We start from the raw sequence: 20,826 nt of genomic DNA, 5'->3' as shown, positions 1-20,826 counted from the left end.
CGTCCAGCGCGGCTCCGCCCCGTCAGCTCCGCTCCGGGAACGCCCCCTCCTCGCGGATCCGCTCGTTGAGCGCCGCCAGGAACACGCCCTCGTCGAGGTCGAGCGGTACCTCGCGTCCCGTCCAGCTCGAGTAGTGGATGGCGTTGGCGAGCCGGACCCCGAGGATCCCCTCCGCCCCGGGTGCGAGCAGCGGCGTGCCGTGCAGGATGCTGTCCGCGAAGTCCTGCAGGACGGCCGTGTGCTGCTCGCCCCAGACCGACGCCGACTCGATCCGCTCCGTCGTGGAGAGGCCCGCGGTGTCGTAGCGACCGCTGAGCAGGAGGCCCACGTCCTCGGCGCTGAGGGCGGCGCTGACCTCGCGCTCGGGGGCGTTCAGCCGGGTGATCGTCGCGACCCGGGAGTCGTCGACGACGATCCGGCCGCGGTCGCCGATGATCTCGAGGCGGTCGGTGCCGATCGGGTCGTGCGTCGTGGTGACCAGCACGCCGGTCGTGCCCCCGCCGAAGTCGGCGAGCACCGTCACCTCGTCCTCCACCGCGATGTCGCGGCACCGCCCGTAGCCGGCCTTCGCGACCACCGACTCCGGCACTCCGCACAGCCACTGCCACAGGTCGAGCTGGTGGGGCGCCTGGTTGACCAGGACGCCTCCGCCCTCGCCTCCCCAGGTCGCGCGCCACGCGCTCTGGTCGAAGTAGGCCTGCGGCCGCCACCAGGTCGTGATGATCCAGTTCGAGCGCAGGATCCGGCCGATCCCGCCCTCGTCGACGACCTCCTTGAGCCGGCGGTAGAGCGGGTTCGCCCGCTGGTTGAACATGATCGCGAAGCGCTGACCGGGACGGGCGGCGGCGGCCTCGTTCAGCTCCGCGACCTGCGCGGCGTAGACGCCCGCCGGCTTGTCGACCAGCACGTGCAGCCCGTGCTCGAGAGCGTCGATGCCGATCCCGGGGTGGAGGTAGTGCGGAGTGCAGACGACGACGGCGTCGACCTCTCCGCTCGCGAGGAGGGAGCGGTGGTCGGCGTGGAAGGACGCTCCGGGTGCGAGCGCGGCGGCCGCCGCCTCCCGGGCGGGGTCGACGTCGGCGACGGCGGTGACGACGAGGTCGCGCACTCTGCCGTCGGCGAGGAAGCGGGCGTAGGAGGAGCCCTGGGCGCCGAATCCGATGATGCCGAGGCGGACGGTGGTCATGGGAGGAGTCCTTCGTTCGGGGTGGAGTGGGGGATCCGCGCGGGCGCGCTCGGGGCGTAGGCGGCCTGGACGATCGCGAGCGACCTCGCCGCCTCGCGGGGCGAGATCCAGAAGGGCTCGTCCTCGCCGAGGCGGGCGTAGAAGTCGTGCACGAGCAGCTCGTGCGAGGCGCCCCAGTACGAGCGCCCACCGGATCGGCGCTCCGTGTCCGGGACGACCTCGACGGGTCCGTCGTCGCGCCGCACGGTGAGGGCACCGCGCAACGAGACGGTGGCGCGCTCGGTGCGCAGGCGGAGCTCGACCGGCTCGTCCCACGCGTTCGCCACGGTCGCGTAGAGGACGCTGCGCGCGCCGGAGGCGTGGGTGAGCACCAGGTCGGCGGTGTCCTCGACCTCGATCGGCAGCAGGCGCGTGGAGGCGGAGCCGCTCACCGCGACCACCTCGCCGAGGAGCCACTGCAGGAGGTCGACGGTGTGGATCGCCTGGTTCATCAGCATCCCGCCGCCGCCCTCGGCCCGCATCCCGCGCCAGGGGCGGTCGAGGTAGTAGCCGGGAGTGCGGTGCCAGAGCACGGTCGCGGCCGCACCTGTCACGGCACCCAGGGAGCCAGACGCCAGCAGCTCGCGGAGGCGCTGCACGGGCGGGTTGTAGCGGTTCTGGAAGCAGACGCCGATGCGCGCCCCGCCCCGCTCGGCCGCGGCGATCACCTGCTCGCCCTCGGCGACGGAGGAGGCGAGCGGCTTCTCGAGGAGCACCGCGACGCCGCGGTCCAGGGCCGCGACCGCCAGCGCGGCGTGCGTGCTGTGCGGAGTGCAGACGTGCACGACGTCGGGGCGGACGGAGTCGAGCATCCGGACCGCCTCGGGGAAGCCCGGCACCGCGTGCCTCTCGGCGGCCGCGGCGAGCCGGCCCGGGTCGGTGTCGCAGACCGCCACCAGCTCCGCGCCGGGTGCGGTGCCGATCGCCGCGAGGTGGACGGAGGAGATGTCGCCGCAGCCGATCACCGCCGCGCGGACGGTCATCGCAGGTCGATCCCGAGCGAGGAGGCGAGCCCCCGGAAGGCCCGAGCGGCCACTCCGAACGACTCGGGGCCGGAGAATCCGCCGAGGGCGTCCGTGATAGCGAGGTGCGGCTCCAGCGAGGCGACGCCCGTCCAGCCGTCGTCGCGCAGGGCGGTGAGCGTCTCGCGCAGCTGGCCGTCGCCCTCGCCGGCGGGCACCACGGTGCCGGTCGCGGCCACCGCGTCCTTCACCTGCAGGTAGTCGACGTAGGGCCGCAGCGCCATCCAGCCGTCGTCGAAGGGCCGCACCCCGCACTGCACGAAGTTCGCGTTGTCCCAGGCGAGGCGCAGGGCGGGCGAGCCGACGGACTCGACCAGGTCGAGGATCCGCTCGGGGACGTCGCCGTAGATGTCCTTCTCGTTCTCGTGCAGCAGCACCACGCCCTCGCGCTCGGCGCGGTCGGCGAGCATGCGCATGCGCAGCAGGACGTCGTCGCGGATGCTCTCGACCGGCACTCCCTCGCCCCGGTAGAACGAGAAGACGCGGATGCTCTGCGTGCCGAGGGCGTGCGCGGCGCGGATCACGCGGTCGAGGCGCGCGACCTCGAGCTCGGGATCGAGGGCGACGTCGACCTTGCCGATGGGCGAGGCGACGGCCGAGACGGACTGGCCGCCGCGCTCGAGCACGGCGGCGAGGCGGGCGAGGCGCTCGTCGTCGAGGTCGACGACGTTCCGGCCCCAGGCGCTTCGCACCTCGATGCTGTGCGCGCCGAGCGCTCGGAGGACGGCGACCTGGACGACCGGGTCGGGGTCGATCTCGTCGCCGAAGCCGGAGAGGGTCCAGGGCGCGGGGTTCTCGGATGCGGTCGTCGCGGGTGCGGTCGTCGCGGGTGCGGTGGTCACGGTGCGTGCCTCGTTCTCGTCGTCGGGAACCGGCGGGCAGGAGCGCCGCCGTGCCACGACCATACGCGTATTGGCAACCGATTGACAAGATCGGAGGCGCGCCTCTACCGTCGGGAGCGTTCCGGGCCGCGGAGACGCCGGCCCCCACCGCGACCGGGAGGACTGCCGTGACCAGGATCGGCGTGCAGGCGATGATGCTGAAGGACGCGTTCGCCTCGGCGGGCGCCTTCGCGACGCTCCGGGAGGTCCGAGCGATCGGCTACCGGTCGGTGGAGATCTCGCAGATCCCGCTGACGGCGGCCACCATGGCCGAGCTGCAGCGGGCGCGGGACGAGCTCGGCGTCGAGATCGCGGCGATCTCGGCGGGCCTGGCACCGGGGGACTCCCCGGGCGCCGCGCTCGAGGGCGGGCTCGCCGGGATCGTCGCCGACGCCCGCGCGCTCGGCACGCGCACGGTCCGGATCGGCATGCTGCCCGCCTCCGCGGCGGCCTCGCCGGCCGCTCTGCTCGACTTCGCCGACCGCTGCCAGGCCGCCGCGGCGAGGCTCCGCGACGACGGGCTGCGGCTGCTGCTCCACAACCACCACCACGAGTTCGCGCGGCACGGCGGCCGCCTCCTGCTCGACGTCGTCGCCGACCGGGCTCCGCTGCTGGGGCTCGAGCTCGACGTGCACTGGGTGCAGCGGGGCGGGCTCGATCCCGTGACGACGCTGCGCCGGTACGGGGAGCGCGTCGCCCTGGTGCACCTGAAGGACTACCGGGTCGGGCCGCCCGCCGACATGTCCGGCGGGTGGTCCGTGCACGCCTTCACCTCGAACGTGCAGTTCGCCGAGGTGGGGGAGGGAAACCTCGACTTCCCGGGGATCATCGGGACGAGCCTCGCGCTCGGCGTCGACCATCTCCTCGTCGAGCAGGACGAGCGCTACGGGCGGAGCGCGCTCGACTGCCTGCGGACCTCGCACGCGAACCTCGTCGCGATGGGCTTCTCGGACCTGTTCTGAGGAGCGGCCGAGGCTCCTCCCCAGGGATCGGAGCGGCCCGTTCTCCACCGCTCAGGGGCCCGGGTCCCCGCCGCGTCGGGCGCGACGGCACGCTCGACCCGTCGACGGAGGAGGTGGTGGCGGTGGTCGTTCCGGACAGTGTGCTCGGCGTGACGGCGCTCGTCGCGCTGGTGCTGTCCGGGGTGCTCCACGCCTCCGTGCGGGTCTGGGCGGCGGGGTCCCGCTGGACGACCGCACGGTCTCCGCGCGCCTGTTCAGGGCGGTCCTGGTGATCATCGCGCTCGACACGGCGTACCTCGTCGTGGCCGGCGAGGAGCTCTTCGCATCCGGGCGCAGCCCCGGAGAAGAAGCAGCCGGATCCGCCGGGGTCCGCCTCCGCTCCGCGGAGCGGAGGACAATGGAGGGACCCCCAGCGAAGGAGACCACCGTGGATCAGCCGCGCATGAACGTCGAGTCGTTCAACCTCGACCACCGCACCGTCGCAGCGCCGTACGTGCGCCTCGCCGACGCGAAGACGCTGCCCGGAGGCGACCACCTCGTCAAGTACGACGTGCGCTTCACCCAGCCCAACCGCGGGCACCTCGAAATGCCCACCGTGCACTCGCTCGAGCACCTGTTCGCCGAGAAGTCCCGCAACCACTCCGACCGCGTGATCGACTTCTCGCCGATGGGCTGCCAGACCGGCTTCTACCTGCTCCTCTCGGGCGAGCCCGAGCTCTCCGAGGTGCTCGGCCTGGTCGAGGCGACGCTCCAGGACATCACCGAGGCCGACGAGGTCCCGGCCGCCAACGAGACCCAGTGCGGCTGGGGCGCCAACCACTCCCTCGAGGGGGCGCAGGAGGCGGCGCGCACGTTCCTCGCGCACCGCTCGGAGTGGGAGACGGTCACCGCGTGAGCACGGCGATCGTCCTGGTCGCGATGGACGAGGAGGCCGCGCCGTTCCTCGCCGCCGCGTCCAGCGCCTCCGAGCCGCGCGCCGTCGGCAACGCGCTGCAGTGGGAGCTCGAGCTCGACTCCCGCGCGGTGCTGCTCGTCCGCACCGGCATCGGCCTCGTCAACGCGGCCGGCGGTCTCACCGCAGCGATCCTGCGGGAGGACGGCTCCCGGCCGCTCGTGGTGAGCGCGGGGACCGCCGGCGGCCTGGGCGCCGACGTCCGCGTGGGCGAGGTCGTGATCGGCGCCGAGTACGTGCAGACCGACGCCGATGCGCGGGCGTTCGGCTACGCGCTCGGGCAGGTCCCGGGGATGCCCGCCCGCTACTCCGGGGACGACGCGGCGCTCGCCGCGGAGCTCGAGCTGCTGGAGGGGCCGCCGGTACGCCGCGGCCTGATCGTCTCGAGCGACGTCTTCGTCTCGAGCGCCCACGTGGACCGCGTGCGGAACGACTTCCCCGGCGCGCTCGCCACCGACATGGAGTCCGTCGCCCTCGCGCAGACGGCGCACGTGCACGGGCTGCCGTTCGTCTCGGTCCGCGGGATCTCGGACCTCTGCGCCCCCGGCGAGTTCGAGGCGCACGTCGACGACGCGGCCGATCGCTCCGTCGCCGTGGTGCGGGCGCTGCTGCGCGGGCTCGGCGACCGGGACTGATGGACGGGCGGCCCTCCGCGACAGCGCGGAAGGGCCGCCCGGCGGTCAGTCGTTGCCGACGTGCTGGTCGCCGGCCTCCTGGGCCTTGTCGACCTGGCCGGCGAACTTCCCGCCGGTCGCGGAGTCGGCGGCGTCGCCCGCCTTGTCGAGTCCCTTGTCGGTCAGCTCCTCGCCCTTGTCGCTGTTCACGGCGTTCTTCGCCTTGTCCGCGAGTCCTCCGAGATCCACCATGGGGTCGTTCCTTCCGTCGATGAGCGCCCGTCGAGCAACGGGCCGCCGCCAGTCTCCGCCGCTCGGCGAGGATCTGCGCGGGGTTGCGTCTCGCGGCCGCGCCGAGGACGATGCGCCTCCGGATCCGCTGTTCCGCTCGTGCCCGCGACGCGCCAGAGTGAGCGGTGCGCCCCCGCGCACCGACCCCAGGGAGACCCGATGAAGTACATGCTGATCATGCGCGCGACCGATGCGGCGAAGGAGGCCTACGCCTCGATCCCGTTCGACGAGATCATCACCCGGATGGGGCAGTACAACGAGGCGATGATCGAGGCGGGCGTGCTGCTCTCGGGCGACGGCCTGGCCGACGACGTCGCCTCCTCCGGCTTCGTGGTCGACTTCTCCTCCGAGCCGCCGACCGTCGTCGACGGCGCCTACGGCCCGACCGAGTCGCTCTTCAACGGCTTCTGGATCATCGGGGTCGACTCCAAGGAGCAGGCCCGCGAGTGGGCGCTGCGCTGCCCGCTGGTGCCCGGCAACCGCCTCGAAGTGCGCCGGATCACCGACGAGAGCGACTTCGCGGAGTTCGCCGACAACGAGTACGTGCAGAAGGAGGCCGGCTGGCGCGAGGACGAGGCGGCCCGCGCCTCCGGGGACTGACGCGGCGGCGGGCGTCACGCCTCCGTGACGACGCCCGCCTCGACGTGCCAGTGCCGCGTCAGCTGCACCGTCTCGAGCATCCGCCGGTCGTGGGTGACCAGCAGCAGGGTGCCCTCGTACGCCTCGAGCGCCTCCTCCAGCTGCTCGATGGCGACGAGGTCGAGGTGGTTGGTCGGCTCGTCGAGCACCAGGAGGTTCGTGCCGCGGGCCTGGAGGAGCGCCAGGGCGGCCCGCGTCCGCTCGCCCGGCGAGAGCTCGCCGACGCGGCGGCCGACGTGGTCGGCCTTCAGCCCGAACTTCGCCAGCAGGGTGCGGACCTCGGCGGTCGGCCACTCGGGCACCAGCGCCTCGAACGCGTCCGCGAGCGGCACCTCGGCGGCGAGCATCCCGCGCGCCTGATCGATCTCGCCGATCGCCACGCTCGCTCCGAGGGAGGCGCCGCCCTCCTCCGGCTCGGCGCGGCCGAGGAGGAGCGACAGCAGCGTCGACTTGCCGGCGCCGTTGGGCCCGGTGATGCCGATCCGGTCGCCCGCGTCGACCTGGAGCGACACCGGCCCGAGCGTGAAGGCGCCGCGGCGGGCCACCGCGCCGTTCAGCGTCGAGACGACCGAGCTCGAGCGCGGGGCGCTGCCGATCGTGAAGGCGAGCTGCCACTCCTTGCGCGGCTCCTCGACCTCCTCGAGCCGCGCGATCCGGCTCTCCATCTGGCGCACCTTCTGCGCCTGCTTCTCGCTCGACTCCGCCGAGGCCTTGCGACGGATCTTGTCGTTGTCGGGGGCCTTCTTCATCGCGTTGCGCACGCCCTGGCTCGACCACTCCCGCTGGGTGCGGGCGCGGGAGACCAGGTCGGCCTTCTGCTCGGCGAAGTCCTCGTACTTCTCGCGGCGCTGGCGGCGCGCGGTCTCGCGCTCCTCCAGGAACGCGTCGTAGCCGCCTCCGTAGACCCGGTTGGTGCCCTGCGCGAGATCGAGCTCGAGCACGCGGGTGACGCTGCGGGCGAGGAACTCGCGGTCGTGGCTCACGAGGACCGCGCCGCCGCGGAGTCCGCGGACGAAGGCCTCCAGGCGCTCCAGGCCGTCGAGGTCGAGGTCGTTGGTCGGCTCGTCGAGCAGCACCACGTCGAAGCGCGAGAGCAGCAGCGCCGCGAGGCCCACCCGCGCCGCCTGCCCGCCGGAGAGGGAGGTCATCGTCGAGGAGGCGGCCGCGGCTCCGAGCGACAGGCCCAGGTCGGCCAGGACGACCGGGGTGCGCTCGTCGAGGTCGGCCGCGCCGCTCGCGAGCCAGCGGTCGAGCGCGAGGGCGTAGCGGTCGGCGATCGAGCCGTCGGGATCGGGATCGGCCAGGGCGGAGGCGGCGGTGTCGAGCTCGGCGGAGGCCTCGGCGCAGCCGGTGCGGCGCGCGATGTAGCCGGCGACGGTCTCGCCCTCGCGGCGCTCGTGCTCCTGCGGCAGCCAGCCGACGAAGGCGTCGCCCGGCGAGAGAACGACGGAGCCCTCGAGTGGAGCCGTCTCGCTCGCGAGGATGCGCAGGAGAGTCGACTTGCCGGCTCCGTTCGCCCCCACGACGCCCACCACGTCCCCGGGGGCGACCGTCAGGTCGAGTCCGTCGAACAGGGTGCGGTGCGCATAGCCTCCGGAGAGGCCCTTGGCGACGAGGGTGGCGGTCACCGGTCCAGCGTAGGCGCGGGCGACTCGCTAGACGGCCTGGTGATCAGCCGGTCTAGGATGTGCGGATGAGCGACACGAGCCTGCGGAGCGGCGCCGGGTACTGGTACCCGGACGAGTCGTCCACCCGCCGCGCTGTCGAGGTGCTGAGCGCGATGCGCACGTACCGCGTCTCCGAGGTCTCGATGCGCCGCCGCACGCGTGAGCGGATGGCGATGGGCGAGACGGACCTGATCGCCATCCAGTACCTGCTCCGCCAGCAGCGCAAGGGCGAGCTGGTGACCGGCAAGGACCTGGCCTCGCACCTCTCCATCTCGTCCGCGTCGACCACGGTCCTCATCGACCGCCTGGTCCGCAGCGGCCATCTCGTGCGCAAGCCCAACCCGACCGACCGGCGCGGGATCGTCGTGGAGGCGACCGTCGACAGCGACGACGAGGTGCGCGCCACGCTCCAGGAGATGCACCGCCGGATGCTCGAGATCGCCGAGGACCTGGACGCCCCCGAGGCCGAGGTCGTCGTCAACTTCCTCCGCCGGATGAGCGCGGCCGTCGACGAGATCGACGCGGAGCACGGCGACGGGCACGATACGGACGAAGCCGACCCGGCGGAACCCTCCGAGGCGAAATAGCTAGACGGACTAGTAATAAGCCGAGGGGCCTATAGTCTGGCGGCATGGGTCAATTCCTCTACGGCACTCCTCCCGCCGTCATCGAGATCGAGGACCGGACCCTGGCCCACCTCCAGATCGTGATCTACGCGAAGTTCCGCCGCGACGAGCGCTTCAGCCTCACCCTCGACTCGATGCCCGAGGGCGCGCGCGGCCGCCACTCCTTCTGGATGAACCCGAACATCGCCCTGCAGTTCCACTTCGCGGGGAGCCGGCAGCCGACGATCAACCCGACCTGGGTCGAGCTCCTGATGGACGCGGCGAACAGCGGCGGCGGGCTGCGCCTGCTCCCCGAGCCCCCGTCCTGACCCGGTCCCGGTGAGGCCGACCCGGCCCGGACGACCACGGAGCTCCCCGCACGACGGTGGATCCGCAGCACCGGCCTCCTGCGACAGCACGTGCCGCCGGCCGCCCCGTCTCCTAGGGTGGAGCGGGCGCCGCGGGGCGCGCGGAGGGCGGGGGACATGCGCAGGACGGTCATCGGAGCGACGGCACTGGCCGGTGTGCTCGCGCTCGCGGGGTGCTCGGCGCCCGCTCCGGCTCCCACGGTCACGGTCACCGTGTTCGCCACGGCGACGCCGACTCCGGTGCCGGACCCGACCGTCACGGCGGCGCTCCCGCAAGCGACGGCCACGGTCTTCGCGCCGGTCCCCGAGGCGACGGTCACCTTCACGCCGAACGCGACACCGGACATCCCCGAGACCGCCTTCGCGGTCGACAACGGCGCGGTTCCCGGGGCGAACGGCGAGCCGACCCGCGACGGGGAGGGGGACATCGTGAGCTACACCGTGGTGCAGGGCGACACGTTCTTCGACATCGCGCAGCGCTTCGGGATCCCGGTGCAGCAGCTGCTCCGGATGAACCCGACGATCGCCGGAGCCGGCGAGGCGGTCTACATCAATGCAGTCGTCAACCTCGACGCGAGCACGTTGGGCTGAGCGGAGCGGCGAGCCGCGGAGGCGGCCGCCCGGAGCGACCCGGCTACTGCGACTTCGGCAGGACGTGGAACGCGACGGCGAGCGATCCCGAGATCATCAGGATGCCGCCGACGAAGAGGAATCCGGCGATGTCGGGCAGCAGGAACGAGTTGCCGAGAACGAGGATCCCGCCGAGGAACAGCACGAACGAGAGGACGACGCCCAGACCAGTCATGCCCTCATCGTACGCAGGTCACGGGAGCAGGAGGTCCGCGAGCTCCTCGGCACCGGACACCAGCGCGATCGTCCCGACCGCCTCGAGCGGCGATCCGTAGCCCCACTCGACCATGATCGTCGGCACGCCGTGGGCGGCGGCGCCCTGCACGTCGTGCTCGCGGTCGCCCACCATCACCGGCGCCGAGAGGTCGACGCCGAGCTCGCGGAGCCGGCGCAGCGCCTCCTCCACGACGTCGGCCTTGGCGCTGCGGACCTCGTCCTCGGAGGCGCCGCAGATCACCGTGAAGTACTGCGCCAGTCCGTAGTGCTCGAGGATGCGCGTGGCCGCCGACTCCGGCTTGGAGGTCGCGAGCGAGAGCGGCACGCCGGCCTCGGCGATGCGCGCCAGCACCTCGGGCAGCCCCGGGTAGACCGAGGAGTCGAACAGTCCGCCCGCGTTGTAGCGGCGGCGGTAGACCACGAGCGCGGCCTGTGCCTCCTCGACGGTCATCCCGCCGAGCTCGCGGAACGCCTCGAGCAGCGGAGGGCCGACGTAGGCCAGCAGCTCGGCCGGAGCGGGCACGGGGCGGCCCAGCTCGACGAAGGTCTCGACGAGGGTGCCGGTGATGCCGGGGGCCGAGTCGGTGATCGTGCCGTCGAGGTCGAAGAGGATGCAGGACCAGGTGCCGGCGCGCGCGTCGAGGCCGGTGGCGGCGAGGGTCGTGTCGGACATGGCGGGCTCCTGACCTCGGAGGACGGGGTGACGCCGGCGCTGCCCCGCCGGGGGCCACACTCTACGGCCGTTCGGCGTCCAGAGCCCGTTCGACGAACGAACGAGTGACGACCTGGGCGATCGAGCCGGGGTCGAGCTGCACGGCGACGAAGTCGGCGGTGCGGATCAGCGCGAAGGCCTCGCGTCCGGGGAGGACCAGCATCTGCACCCGCGGATGCTGCTGCCGGGGGACCGCGACGCGCACCTCGTCCGTGGAGGTGAACAGCGGCAGGACCTGCTCCCCGGTGGTCGTCGCGACGGTGCGGACGTGCGGCACGCCTCCGGGCTGGGAGCCCGTGACGTCGACCACGAGGGAGCCGTCGAGGCAGGCCTCGAGCAGCCGGTCGACGGCCTCGGCGGTGGGAGCGGCGACGAGCGCCTCCAGTGCTTCCCGAGCCTCCGCATTGCGGTACGGACCGGGTCGCGCCGGGCGTGCAGGGGGTCCGCCTCGTCGTGCCATGACTCCACGCTAACGAAGACCGGGGCGTGATCGGAATCGCCGGGACCGGTTCCCGGGAATGCGCGCGATCGGTGACCGGAATCGTTACGGCCGTCTGCGGACACCGTGTCCTCTATTCGACGGCTGGTGGCGAACAGCTCGATTCAGCCGTGATTGCCTCCGCTTATCCTGAACATTCCCCTCGACATGGCGCGAGAAAGGGACGAATGGCGCCATTCATGGCGCACTCGATTGTGAAAGGGGGTAATGTCTCTCCCGGTCCGGGTCGAGACAGTCCGGTCCCGCGAACTCCAGGAGGAAAAGTGGCCCAGAAGATCACGCTTGTCGACGATATCGACGGAACCCTTATCGATTCCGGTGACGGCGGTACCGTCCGCTTCAGCATCGAGGGCGCCAACTACGAGATCGATCTCGGCCCCGACAACATCGCCGAGCTCCACTCGGCGCTCGAGAAGTTCGTCTCGAGCGCCCGCCGCGTCGGCTCGCGCCCCGCGGCCGCCACGAGCGTCGCGACCGCCTCCAAGAGCGACCCCAAGCAGCTCAAGGCCATCCGCGAGTGGGCGAACGCCAACGGCCACCCCGTCTCCGACCGCGGACGCATCCCCTCCGAGGTCCAGGCCGCCTACCAGGCCGCCCACAAGTAGCGGCCGCCGGGCTCTCGGCCCGGTGAGACGCAGCATTCCCGGGTCTCGCGCCCGGTGAGACGCAGCATTCCCGGGCCTCGCGCCCGGTGAGCGGAAGGCCCCCGTGATCCGATCGCGGGGGCCTTCGCCGTGCCTGTCAGAACAGGCGCGTGTGGGAGTCGTCGGTGCCGCGCATGGCCTCGTAGTCGAGCACCACGCAGCGGATTCCGCGGTCCTCGGCGAGAGTCCGCGCCTGCGGCTTGATCTCCTGAGCGGCGAAGACTCCCGTCACCGGGAAGAGGTGCGGATCGCGATTCATCAGCTCGAGATAGCGGGTGAGCTGCTCCACTCCGTCGATCTCGCCGCGGCGCTTGATCTCGACGGCGACGGCGGCTCCCGAGGAATCGCGGGCGAGGATGTCGACCGGGCCGATCGCGGTCATGTACTCGCGCCGGACGAGAGTGTGCCCCTCTCCGAGGAGGCCGATCTGCTCGGCGAGAAGGCGCTGGAGGTGCGACTCCACTCCGTCCTTCACGAGTCCCGGATCGACGCCGAGCTCGTGCGCCGAATCGTGCAGCACCTCGTGGATCGAGACGACGAGAGCGTCGCCGGTCTTGCGGTGCGCGACGGTCCACTGCTGCGTCACTCCCGCGGTGCGCGCCTCCTCGTCGGGCTCGCCCGTGATCAGCGTGCAGGGCGGGCTCATCCAGTTCAGCGGCTTGTAGGAGCCGCCGTCGGAGTGGATGAGGACGCTCCCGTCGGCCTTGACGAGCAGGAGGCGGGTGGCGAGCGGGAGGTGGGCGCTGAGACGGCCGGTGTAGTCGACGGAGCAGCGCGCGATGACGAGACGCACCCGTCGAGGATAGACGGCGCGGCCCCGGCGGGCTCCCGGCTCAGTGCGCGGCGACGGGAGGCCGGCGGCCGAGCGGAGGAGCGGGTGGCGGCACCGAGAGCGAGGCGCGCAGCGCGACCGCGAACTCGGCCGGCGCCTCCGTCCACGGGTGGTGGCCGCTCGACTCGATGACGGCCAGGCTCGCCTGCGGCAGGAGCGCGGTGAGCGCCTCCAGAGCGGCGACGCCCGTCACCGGATCGTCCTCGCCGCCGAGGACGACCGCGGGGCAGTCGAGGCGCTGCAGAGCGTCGCGGATCGCCGCGGTGTCGTCGGAGCCGGCGGGAGTCGTGTGACCGGCAGCCCGGTCGTCGATCCCGAGCCAGGCGGTGCCGGGGGCGATCAGGAGCAGGTGGGCGACGCGCTCGGGCGCGTCCACGGCGGCGAGCAGGACGGCGCGGCAGCCGGAGTCGTGCGCGGCGAGATCGAGCTCGTCGACGCCGAGGTGACGGCGCAGGTCCTCCACGTCGGCGGCCGTCGTGGCCGGGGGAGCGGGAGGCAGCTCCGCGGAGCCGCCCACTCCGCGCGGGTGCAGCACGAGGACCCGGCGCGTGCAGGCGATCGAGGCGAACGAGCCGAGATAGGAGGGGTGGCGCTCCGGCTCACCGGGGACGACCACCAGGGGCCGCCCCTGACCGGCTCCGTGCTCGTCGACGTGGAGCAGGGCGCCGTCGCGCGCTCGGTACCGCATCCGCTCCCCCTCCACCGCCGTCCTGGGAAGCCTAGGGGGAGGCGCGCCGGGGCGCCCGGGCCGCACGGGGGCTTGCGGCGGCGTCGAGGGCGCGGCGGTCAGCTCCGCCGGCTGCGGGCGGCGGGGGAGGCGAGCCCCGCCACGACCACCAGGGCCAGAACCAGGAAGAGGGCGTTCAGCAGGCCGTAGTGCTCGCCGAGGAAGCCGATCGCCGGCGGTCCGACCAGGAACGCGACGTAGCCGAGCATCGCCACCGCGCTGACGCGGGCGGCCGAGTGCGGCCCCTCCGCCGCGGCCGACATGCCCACCGGGAAGCCGAGCGAGCAGCCCAGACCCCAGGCGACCGCGCCGACGACGACGAGCGCGTCGACCGGGGCGAGGATGAACAGCAGGATGCCGACGATCGCGAGCACGGCGGAGGCGCGCAGCACCGGGACGCGGCCGAAGCGGTCGAGCACGGGTCCGCCGATCACGCGTCCGACCGTCATGGCGGCGACGAACACGCCGAACACGACGGCGGCGGTCGTCTTGTCGGTGCCGTGGCCGTCGACCATCGCCAGGGTCAGCCAGTCGTTCGCGGAGCCCTCGGCGAAGGCCATGCCCAGCATGATCAGGCCGATGAGGACGAGGCGGCCGTCGCGCCAGACGCCGAGGGAGGCGGCGACGCGCTCGCGGACCGGCGGCTTCACGGTGGTCGCCGCGCCGGAGGTGTCGAGCTCCTCGCGGACCGGGACGAAGCGGATCGCGATCACCGCGGTCACCGCGATCACCACGGCGATCGCGCCGAGGTGGACGGCGACGGGCACGGCCAGGGCGGAGGCGCCCGCGCCGATCAGCGCGCCGGCCACGGTGCCGAGGCTGAAGAAGGCGTGGAACAGCGGCAGGAGCGTCTTGCCGAAGGCCTTCTCGTTGGCCGCTCCCTCGACGTTCATCATCACGTCGACCGCTCCGTTGCCGAAGCCGAGCATCGCCATGCCGGCGAAGGCCGCGGGGAGGACGCCGATGACGTCGGCCGAGACGCCCAGCACCGCGAGCCCCGCCGCCGAGACGGTGAGGCCGAGCGCCATGCCGCGCCGGGCGCCGATCGCGCCCATGACCGGCGTCGAGAACGCGAGTCCGACGATCGCGCCGATCGACATCGAGAGGATCAGCAGGCCCACTCCGGCGGTCGAGAGCTGGAGCTCGTCGCGGATGGCGGGGGTGCGCGAGACCCAGGTGGCGATCGAGATCCCGCTGAGGACGAAGATCGTGAAGACGGCGTTGCGCCAGGCGACCAGCTGCGGGCGCGTGAGCGCGGACGTCGAGGTCATGGCGGTTCTCCTGGTGCGGGCGGGATCCGGACACCGGATCGAGAGGCGCGGTCGAATCGATTCGAAGCGAGCCGGTCTAAGCTATCCGGAACCCCGGGGACGGTCAACCGACGACGAGTGCGCCGCCCCCACGAGGAGGAACGTGGAACCCCGCAAGAGCCCCCGGCCGACGCTCGCCCGCGTCGCGAGCCGGGCCGGAGTGTCCCCCTCCACCGCCTCGCTGGTCTTCAGCGGCTCCGGCCCCGTCTCGGAGGCCACGAAGGAGCGGGTGCTGCGCGCGGCGTCCGAGCTCGACTACGCCGGCCCCGACCCGCGGGCGCGCTCGCTCCGCCGCGGCCGCTCGGGGATCGTGGGGGTCGTCGTGGACGAGCGGATGCTGCACGCGTTCCGCGACCCGATCAAGATCGCCATGCTCGACGGGATCGCCGACGTGCTCGGCGGGGTCGACGCCGGGATCCTGCTGCTCACCGAGACCGGCGACGGCGCGGGCCTGCTGGCGACGGCCCCGGTCGACGCGATGATCCTGGTCGGCTGCAGCCCGTCGGTCGACGACTCCGTCGCCGTGCTGCGCCGCCGGGGGGTGCCGGTCGTCGTGGTCGAGGGCCTCTCGGAGCTGGGCGGCGCCGTGATCTCGCTCGACAACCGCGAGGCCAGCCGCACCCTCGCGGAGCACCTGCGCGAGCTCGGCCACGAGCGGGTCGCGGTGGTCGCGCTCCCGTTCGCGAAGGACCGCCGCCGCGGCGCGATCCCGCCCGGCTGGCGCTCGAGCCCCAGCATCACTCCGGTCGACCGCCTCCTCGGCGTGCAGGACGTCTTCCCGGAGGCGTCGGTCGTCGCCGCCGCGGCGAGCTCCGTCGACGAGGGCGTCGCCGCGGGCCGCACGCTGCTCGAGGGGGCGGAGCCGCCGACCGCGGTCGTCGCGCAGAGCGATCTGCTGGCCGCGGGCGTGATCCTCGCTGCGGAGGAGCGCGGGCTGCGCGTGCCCGAGGACCTCTCGGTGGTCGGCTTCGACGGCGTGCAGGTGCCCGGTCTCGCGGCCGAGTACGACCTCACGACGATGGCCCAGCCCGCGGTCGAGAAGGGCCGTGCGGCGGGACGGGCCGCGGTCGCGCTCCTGGCCGACGAGGAGGCGGAGGCGGTCTGCTTCCACGCCGTCTTCCACCGCGGGAACACCAGCGCTCCGCCGCGCTGACCGGAGTTGTCCACAGGCTTCTCCACAGGGGAGGAGCGCGATCAGCGGAGCCAGACGTCGCTGCGGACCCGGAGCCCGAGGGTGACCGCGCGGGCGCCGAGGAAGCCGACGGCGAAGGCGAGCCAGAGCGCGAGGAGGCGCCATTCGGCGGGCGCGGCGGGGGTGAGCAGGGCGAGCGGGACGAAGACGGCGAGGTTCGCGAGGCCGCTGAGCGCCAGGTAGCGGCCGTCGCCGGCGCCGATCAGCACGCCGTCGAGCACGAAGACGTAGCCGCCGAGCGGAGCGGTGAGGCCCACGACGGCGATCGCCGCGGGCAGCAGCCGCAGCACCTCCGGGTCGCTCGAGAAGACGTACGGCAGGACACCGCTCAGACCGGTGACCAGCGCTCCGAGCACTACTCCTGCACCGATTCCCCAGGTCACGCAGCGTTTCGTAACGGCGCGGGCCTGCTCGGCGTCGCCCGCGCCGAGGAGGCGGCCCAGCAGAGCCTGCGCGGCGATCGCCACCGCGTCGAGGGCGAAGGCGACCGTCGAGAACAGCGTCATCGCCACCTGGAAGGCGCCCAGCTCCTCCGCCCCGAGCGAGGTGGCGGTCGCGACCGCGAGCAGGATCGCCGCGCGGAGGCTCGCTGTGCGCAGCAGCATCCAGCCGCCGGATCCCGCGGAGGAGGCCAGGCCCGCGAGGTGCGGCCGCAGCGGCGCGCCGACCCTCCGGGCGAGCCGCAGCGCGACTCCCGCGTAGGCCGCGAGCATGGCCCACTGCGCGATCACCGTCCCCAGCGCGGAGCCGGTTATCCCCAGGCCGGCCGGGTAGATCAGCACGGCGTTGAGAGCGGCGTTGAGGGCGAATCCGCCGGCGGCGATCATCAGCGGAGTGCGGGTGTCCTGGAAGCCGCGGAGGAGCCCGGTGAGCGCGAAGACGCCGAGCATGGCGGGGATCCCGGCCATGCTCACCGCCAGGTACCGCACGCCCGCCTCGGCCACAGCCGGCTCCGCGCCGAAGAGCGCCACGACGGCCGGAGCGGTCAGCGCGCCCACCACGGCGATGCCGGCGCCGAGGAGCAGGGCCAGCCAGCCGCCGTCGATCCCGGCCGCCACGGCCCTCCGCTCGTCGCCCTCGCCGAGGGCCCGGCCGACCCGCGGAGTGGTGCTGTACGCGAGGAAGACCATCAGGCCGACGATCGTCTGCAGCACCGTGCCGCCCAGCGCGAGCCCGGCGAGCGGGACGGCGCCGAGATGGCCGACCAGGGCGGAGTCGGTGAGCAGGAACAGCGGCTCGGCGACCAGCGAGCCCAGCGCCGGGACGGCGAGCCGGAGGATGCTGCGGTCGAGGGCGGAGGTCACCGCTCGACGCTAGCGGCTGCCGGAGCTCCGGGACCGGCGTACCGTGGGCGGGATGCAGCGCTTCGGGATCGGGCTGGCGGCCGTGGGCCGGCCGGCGTACATCACGGCAGGGCGCGACGACGACCTCGGCCCCGCGGCCGAGCGGAGCGTCGACGCGCTGCGCGAGCGCACGCACCTGCTGCTCGACGCGGCGTGGGACGCCGGCGTCCGCTTCCTCGACGCCGCGCGCTCCTACGGGCGGGCGGAGGAGTTCCTCGGCGGCTGGCTCGCCCGGCATCCGGAGCGGCGGGCGGCGCTCACGATCGAGTCGAAGTGGGGCTACGAGTACGTCGGCGGGTGGGCGATGGATGCGCCGGTGCACGAGCGCAAGGAGCACTCGGTCGCGATGCTCGACCGCCAGTGGCCGCTCACGCTCGACGCGCTCGGCTCGGCGCCCGACTCCTACCTCGTCCACTCGATCACTCCCGAGAGCCCGGCCCTCACCGACCGCCCGCTGCTGGACCGACTGCGCGGCCTCGCCGGCTCCGGAGTGCGCGTCGGCCTCTCCACCAGCGGACCCGAGCAGGCGCGCGTGATCGAGCTCGCCCGCGCGATCCCGGAGTCGCCGTTCAGCGCGGTCCAGAGCACCTGGAACCCGCTCGAGCAGTCCGCGGGCCGGGCGCTCGCCGCCGCGCACGACGACGGCTGGCTGGTGGTGGTCAAGGAGGCCCTCGCCAACGGGAGGCTCGTGGCGCACCCGATCGAGCACGCCGGCGCCGCGCCGGACGCCGTCGCCCTGGGGGCCGTCCTCGCGCAGCCCTGGGCCGACGTCGTGCTGAGCGGCGCGGCGACTCCGGAGCAGCTGCGGGCCAACCTGCGCGCGCAGCCCCGGGAGCACCCGGACCTCCCGGCGCTCGCCGTGGATCCGGCCCGCTACTGGGCCGAGCGCTCCGCTCTCGACTGGACCTGAGAGCACTCGAACGAAGTGAGGCGTGCGCTCCGGCGCCGCACGGGATAGCGTTCCTCTCAGCGCCCCGTCTGCCCTCTCTGCGAGGGCTGGCGCGCGGATCGGCCCTCGTGATATCGCCCGAGGGGATCCGCCCCGGCCCGCCACCCCTCTTCGAGTGCGGGCGAATCGAGCTTCCGATTCTCAGGCGATCCGCAGTTTACGGGCGGGGTGACGGCAGTGCCAGAGGAAGCGGGGAGCGCGGGCTTAACGGGGGGTGACGCATCGGCGGGCTATGCCGGGGAGACCGGACGGCCGTGGTCCGAGGGGTCGATCCGGATGGCGCACTCGAGGAGCTCGGCGCTCCTCCACAGGGCGCGGATCAGCGCGGGCATCTCCGGGAGCGATCGTCACGATCCCGAGCCCTCAGGACTCGGAGCCCCGCCGGACCCGCAGCCGCGTCTCCTCGAGGTCGAGCAGCGACTGGGCGTCGCGGAGGATGCGCTGCGGGTAGGCGCGGCGCGAGCGCGCGTCCAGCAGCGCCTCCCGCTCGGCCGCGACCACGGCGAGGCGCAGCGCCCGGTAGAGGCGGTGCGGAGTGTCCGCGACCGACCGCTCCGTGCCGCGCGAGCGCTCCCAGGCGGCCTCGGAGCGGAGGAACGACGTCTGGCGCACCCGCTCCAGGACGTCCGGAGCGACGCCGTCGGCGCCCTCGACGGCGTCGCCCGGGTGCTCCAGCACCGAGAGGCCCTTCTCGGTGATCTCGTCGAGCAGGCCCGCGAGTGCGCGCTGGTCCTCGGGCACGTCGATCCCGCGGATGCCCAGCGCCCGGATCAGCAGCGGCAGCGTGCTGCCCTGGATCAGCAGGGTCGCGACGGCCACGGTGAAGGCGATCAGCACGAGCTGCGGACGGTACGGGATGTCCTCGGGCAGCGACTGCGCGGCCGCGAGGGTCACCACTCCGCGCATCCCGGACCAGCCGAGCACCAGACCGCCGCGCCAGCCGATGCCGTTGCGGCTGAAGTGCCGGTAGTCGCTGCGCCGCAGCAGGTAGCGCCGCTTCGCCCGGCCGCGCTCCTCCTTCGGCAGCTCCTGCGCCTCGGGCGACTCGAGCAGCTCCTTCTGCTCGCGGGCCCGGCGCTCGGCCCGGCGGGTCTGCCAGCGCTCGCCGAGGAGGACCGGCCCGACCCAGAGGAAGCGCACGACGATCAGCCCGACCACCGCGATCAGGCCGATCCCGACAGCTCCGGGCACGGAGAGGCGCGCGCTGTCGGCGTCGTGGATCAGCGAGCGGATCTCGAGCCCGATCAGCAGGAACACGCCGTTCTCGAGCAGGAACTGCACGGTCCGCCAGTTGATCCGGTCGTTCACCCGCGACTGCGCGGTGAAGGCGCGGGAGGAGGCGTGCCCGGTGTGCAGGCCGGCGACGACCACGGCGAGCACGCCCGAGGCGCCCAGGCCCTCGGCGGGGATGAACGCGACGAAGGGGACGATGAAGGAGAGGACGGTGTTGAGCACCGGGTCCTCGAGCCGCGAGCGGACGAAGACGGTGACGACGCTGGCCACGAACCCGACCACGACGGCCACGACGACCGCGTAGAGGAAGTCGCCGATCGCGGCCCACGGCGTCGCGAGCGTCCCCGCGGCGGCGGCGAGAGCCGAGCGGAGGAGGACCAGCGCGGTCGCGTCGTTGATCAGTCCCTCGCCCTCGAGCAGGGTGAGCAGACGCGGCGGGAGGCCGAGGCGCCGGCCGACCGAGGTCGCGGCGACCGCATCGGGCGGGCTGATGATCGCGCCCACGGCGATCGCCAGGCCCAGCCCGAGCTCGGGGAGGAGGAGGAAGAGGAGCGCGCCGACGCCGGCCGCCGAGATCAGCACCAGCACGACCGACAGGCCGGTGATGGTGGTGAGGTTCCGGCGGAAGTCGATGAACGGGACGCTGAGCGCCGCCGCGTAGAGCAGCGGCGGCAGCACGCCGTCGAGCACCCACTCGTGCGGGACGACCACCTCCGGCACCCCGGGGATGTACGAGAGGCCGACGCCGGCGAGCACGAGGACGATCGGGGCGGCGACGCCGAGGCGCCGCGAGAAGACGGCGACCGCGACGAGGACCGAGACGCCGACGATCGCGGCGATGCCCAGCTCCATCAGCGGAGGCTCTCGAGGGCGCAGAAGGGCATGGTCTCGTCTCCAGGGGGTGGCGGGCGATCGCCCGGGACGAGTCTGCGCCTCTCGGCGGATGCGGGGCAGGGGGTTGCGAGCACCCGGCGTCCCGCGCCGGGGTCAGCCGTCGTCGCGAGCGGCGCGCCGGTCGAGCAGGCGGGCGAGCGCGAGGAGGAGCGCCATGGCGCCGAGCGCGGCGACGGCCAGGGCGAGCGCGGCGCCGGGCTCGAGGGTGATCCCGCGCTCGACGACCTGCGCGCGCAGCACCGGGTCGGCCGAGACGACGAGCAGGCCGATCGAGGCGGCGGCGAGGACGAGTCCGTAGAGGACGGCGCCGACGCGGATCCGCGGGCGAGCCTCACGCTGCTCGCCCTGGGCGCCGCCGCCCTGGCCGGCGCACTGGTCTCGCTCACCGCCTCCGGACCGACGGCCCTCCGCCTCCGAGC

24 protein-coding genes are annotated in these 20,826 nt (G+C 73.5%); 10 read left to right on the top strand and 14 right to left on the bottom strand.

The annotated features are described in order from the left end of the window. Positions 1–22: 22 nt before the first annotated feature. Genes C5C33_RS14060 through C5C33_RS14050 form a run of 3 tightly spaced genes read right to left on the bottom strand, consistent with a single transcriptional unit; the run spans position 23 to position 3,089 of the window. A complete protein-coding gene (locus C5C33_RS14060) occupies positions 23–1,186 on the bottom strand; it encodes a Gfo/Idh/MocA family protein (RefSeq protein WP_104261422.1) in 1,164 nt (387 codons plus the stop codon). After that, on the bottom strand, positions 1,183–2,208 hold the full coding sequence (locus C5C33_RS14055) for a Gfo/Idh/MocA family protein (protein WP_104261421.1): 1,026 nt from the start codon (positions 2,206–2,208) through the stop codon (positions 1,183–1,185). The genes C5C33_RS14060 and C5C33_RS14055 overlap by 4 nt, the downstream gene beginning before the upstream one ends. Next, complete coding sequence (locus C5C33_RS14050; RefSeq protein WP_258069252.1) at positions 2,205–3,089, bottom strand: sugar phosphate isomerase/epimerase; 885 nt, start codon at positions 3,087–3,089, stop codon at positions 2,205–2,207. The genes C5C33_RS14055 and C5C33_RS14050 overlap by 4 nt, the downstream gene beginning before the upstream one ends. Positions 3,090–3,256: 167 nt before the next feature. Between C5C33_RS14050 and C5C33_RS14045 the strand changes: the two genes are divergently transcribed. From C5C33_RS14045 to mtnN, 3 genes are all read left to right on the top strand, one after another. Then, complete coding sequence (locus C5C33_RS14045) at positions 3,257–4,090, top strand: sugar phosphate isomerase/epimerase (protein ID WP_258059781.1); 834 nt, start codon at positions 3,257–3,259, stop codon at positions 4,088–4,090. Positions 4,091–4,532: 442 nt separating this feature from the next. After that, complete coding sequence (locus C5C33_RS14040; protein WP_104222722.1) at positions 4,533–4,985, top strand: S-ribosylhomocysteine lyase; 453 nt, start codon at positions 4,533–4,535, stop codon at positions 4,983–4,985. Next, positions 4,982–5,677, top strand: a complete 696-nt coding sequence (gene mtnN, locus C5C33_RS14035) for a 5'-methylthioadenosine/S-adenosylhomocysteine nucleosidase (RefSeq protein ID WP_258069251.1) — start codon at positions 4,982–4,984, stop codon at positions 5,675–5,677. Before C5C33_RS14040 ends, mtnN begins: the two co-directional genes overlap by 4 nt. Positions 5,678–5,722: 45 nt before the next feature. On the opposite strand, the gene C5C33_RS14030 is transcribed toward mtnN, so the two are convergent. After that, positions 5,723–5,908, bottom strand: a complete 186-nt coding sequence (locus tag C5C33_RS14030; protein ID WP_104222638.1) for an antitoxin — start codon at positions 5,906–5,908, stop codon at positions 5,723–5,725. A 198-nt stretch (positions 5,909–6,106) separates the two neighbouring features. Here C5C33_RS14030 and C5C33_RS14025 point away from each other — a divergent pair, with 198 nt between their 5' ends. After that, on the top strand, positions 6,107–6,547 hold the full coding sequence (locus C5C33_RS14025; protein ID WP_104222630.1) for a YciI family protein: 441 nt from the start codon (positions 6,107–6,109) through the stop codon (positions 6,545–6,547). A gap of 14 nt (positions 6,548–6,561) precedes the next feature. On the opposite strand, the gene C5C33_RS14020 is transcribed toward C5C33_RS14025, so the two are convergent. Continuing rightward, positions 6,562–8,214, bottom strand: a complete 1,653-nt coding sequence (locus C5C33_RS14020) for an ABC-F family ATP-binding cassette domain-containing protein (protein ID WP_104261419.1) — start codon at positions 8,212–8,214, stop codon at positions 6,562–6,564. A 65-nt stretch (positions 8,215–8,279) separates the two neighbouring features. Here C5C33_RS14020 and C5C33_RS14015 point away from each other — a divergent pair, with 65 nt between their 5' ends. The 3 genes from C5C33_RS14015 to C5C33_RS14005 all read left to right on the top strand — a co-directional run bounded on the left by C5C33_RS14015 (position 8,280) and on the right by C5C33_RS14005 (position 9,817). Next, positions 8,280–8,840, top strand: coding sequence for a MarR family winged helix-turn-helix transcriptional regulator (locus C5C33_RS14015; RefSeq protein ID WP_104247561.1), 561 nt, complete (start codon positions 8,280–8,282; stop codon positions 8,838–8,840). A 44-nt stretch (positions 8,841–8,884) separates the two neighbouring features. Then, on the top strand, positions 8,885–9,187 hold the full coding sequence (locus tag C5C33_RS14010) for an ATP-dependent DNA ligase (protein ID WP_104225758.1): 303 nt from the start codon (positions 8,885–8,887) through the stop codon (positions 9,185–9,187). 156 nt (positions 9,188–9,343) lie between these two features. Then, positions 9,344–9,817, top strand: a complete 474-nt coding sequence (locus tag C5C33_RS14005; protein ID WP_104261418.1) for a LysM domain-containing protein — start codon at positions 9,344–9,346, stop codon at positions 9,815–9,817. Between the two features lie 43 nt (positions 9,818–9,860). Here the strand turns inward: C5C33_RS14005 and C5C33_RS18610 are convergent, their stop codons facing one another. From C5C33_RS18610 to C5C33_RS13995, 3 genes are all read right to left on the bottom strand, one after another. Next, positions 9,861–10,031 (bottom strand): hypothetical protein, encoded by a 171-nt coding sequence (locus C5C33_RS18610; protein ID WP_159911733.1) that lies wholly within the window; start codon positions 10,029–10,031, stop codon positions 9,861–9,863. An 18-nt stretch (positions 10,032–10,049) separates the two neighbouring features. Beyond that, the gene (locus C5C33_RS14000) at positions 10,050–10,745 is read right to left on the bottom strand and encodes an HAD hydrolase-like protein (protein WP_104222626.1); all 696 of its coding nucleotides are present in this window, start codon (positions 10,743–10,745) and stop codon (positions 10,050–10,052) included. A gap of 61 nt (positions 10,746–10,806) precedes the next feature. Beyond that, positions 10,807–11,244: an SseB family protein gene (locus C5C33_RS13995; protein ID WP_104261417.1), complete on the bottom strand. Its 438-nt coding sequence runs from the start codon at positions 11,242–11,244 to the stop codon at positions 10,807–10,809. Positions 11,245–11,546: 302 nt separating this feature from the next. Here C5C33_RS13995 and C5C33_RS13990 point away from each other — a divergent pair, with 302 nt between their 5' ends. After that, positions 11,547–11,888, top strand: coding sequence for an Lsr2 family protein (locus tag C5C33_RS13990; RefSeq protein WP_104222624.1), 342 nt, complete (start codon positions 11,547–11,549; stop codon positions 11,886–11,888). 136 nt (positions 11,889–12,024) lie between these two features. On the opposite strand, the gene nucS is transcribed toward C5C33_RS13990, so the two are convergent. The 3 genes from nucS to C5C33_RS13975 all read right to left on the bottom strand — a co-directional run bounded on the left by nucS (position 12,025) and on the right by C5C33_RS13975 (position 14,757). Continuing rightward, positions 12,025–12,720, bottom strand: a complete 696-nt coding sequence (gene nucS / locus C5C33_RS13985) for an endonuclease NucS (protein ID WP_104247564.1) — start codon at positions 12,718–12,720, stop codon at positions 12,025–12,027. A 40-nt stretch (positions 12,721–12,760) separates the two neighbouring features. Beyond that, entirely contained in the window at positions 12,761–13,447 is a 687-nt protein-coding gene (locus C5C33_RS13980; protein WP_104261416.1) for an alpha/beta fold hydrolase, read from the bottom strand. 98 nt (positions 13,448–13,545) lie between these two features. Then, positions 13,546–14,757: an MFS transporter gene (locus C5C33_RS13975; protein ID WP_104261415.1), complete on the bottom strand. Its 1,212-nt coding sequence runs from the start codon at positions 14,755–14,757 to the stop codon at positions 13,546–13,548. A 142-nt stretch (positions 14,758–14,899) separates the two neighbouring features. Between C5C33_RS13975 and C5C33_RS13970 the strand changes: the two genes are divergently transcribed. After that, on the top strand, positions 14,900–15,949 hold the full coding sequence (locus C5C33_RS13970) for a LacI family DNA-binding transcriptional regulator (RefSeq protein ID WP_258059316.1): 1,050 nt from the start codon (positions 14,900–14,902) through the stop codon (positions 15,947–15,949). A 41-nt stretch (positions 15,950–15,990) separates the two neighbouring features. On the opposite strand, the gene C5C33_RS13965 is transcribed toward C5C33_RS13970, so the two are convergent. Then, entirely contained in the window at positions 15,991–17,292 is a 1,302-nt protein-coding gene (locus C5C33_RS13965; RefSeq protein ID WP_104261414.1) for an MATE family efflux transporter, read from the bottom strand. A 52-nt stretch (positions 17,293–17,344) separates the two neighbouring features. Here C5C33_RS13965 and C5C33_RS13960 point away from each other — a divergent pair, with 52 nt between their 5' ends. Further along, positions 17,345–18,241, top strand: coding sequence for an aldo/keto reductase (locus C5C33_RS13960; RefSeq protein ID WP_104261413.1), 897 nt, complete (start codon positions 17,345–17,347; stop codon positions 18,239–18,241). A 402-nt stretch (positions 18,242–18,643) separates the two neighbouring features. Here C5C33_RS13960 and C5C33_RS13955 read toward each other — a convergent pair whose 3' ends face one another. Together C5C33_RS13955 and C5C33_RS18605 are read right to left on the bottom strand one after the other, a co-directional pair. Then, the gene (locus C5C33_RS13955; protein ID WP_104261412.1) at positions 18,644–20,365 is read right to left on the bottom strand and encodes a sodium:proton antiporter; all 1,722 of its coding nucleotides are present in this window, start codon (positions 20,363–20,365) and stop codon (positions 18,644–18,646) included. 135 nt (positions 20,366–20,500) lie between these two features. Continuing rightward, a partial coding sequence (locus C5C33_RS18605) for a hypothetical protein (protein WP_181136256.1) occupies positions 20,501–20,826 on the bottom strand: 326 nt, incomplete at its 5' end.

This window comes from Rathayibacter sp. AY1H3 (assembly GCF_002932015.1).
The sequence above is the reverse complement of the archived record's forward strand: the minus strand, read 5'-3'. Positions and strand labels throughout refer to the sequence as shown.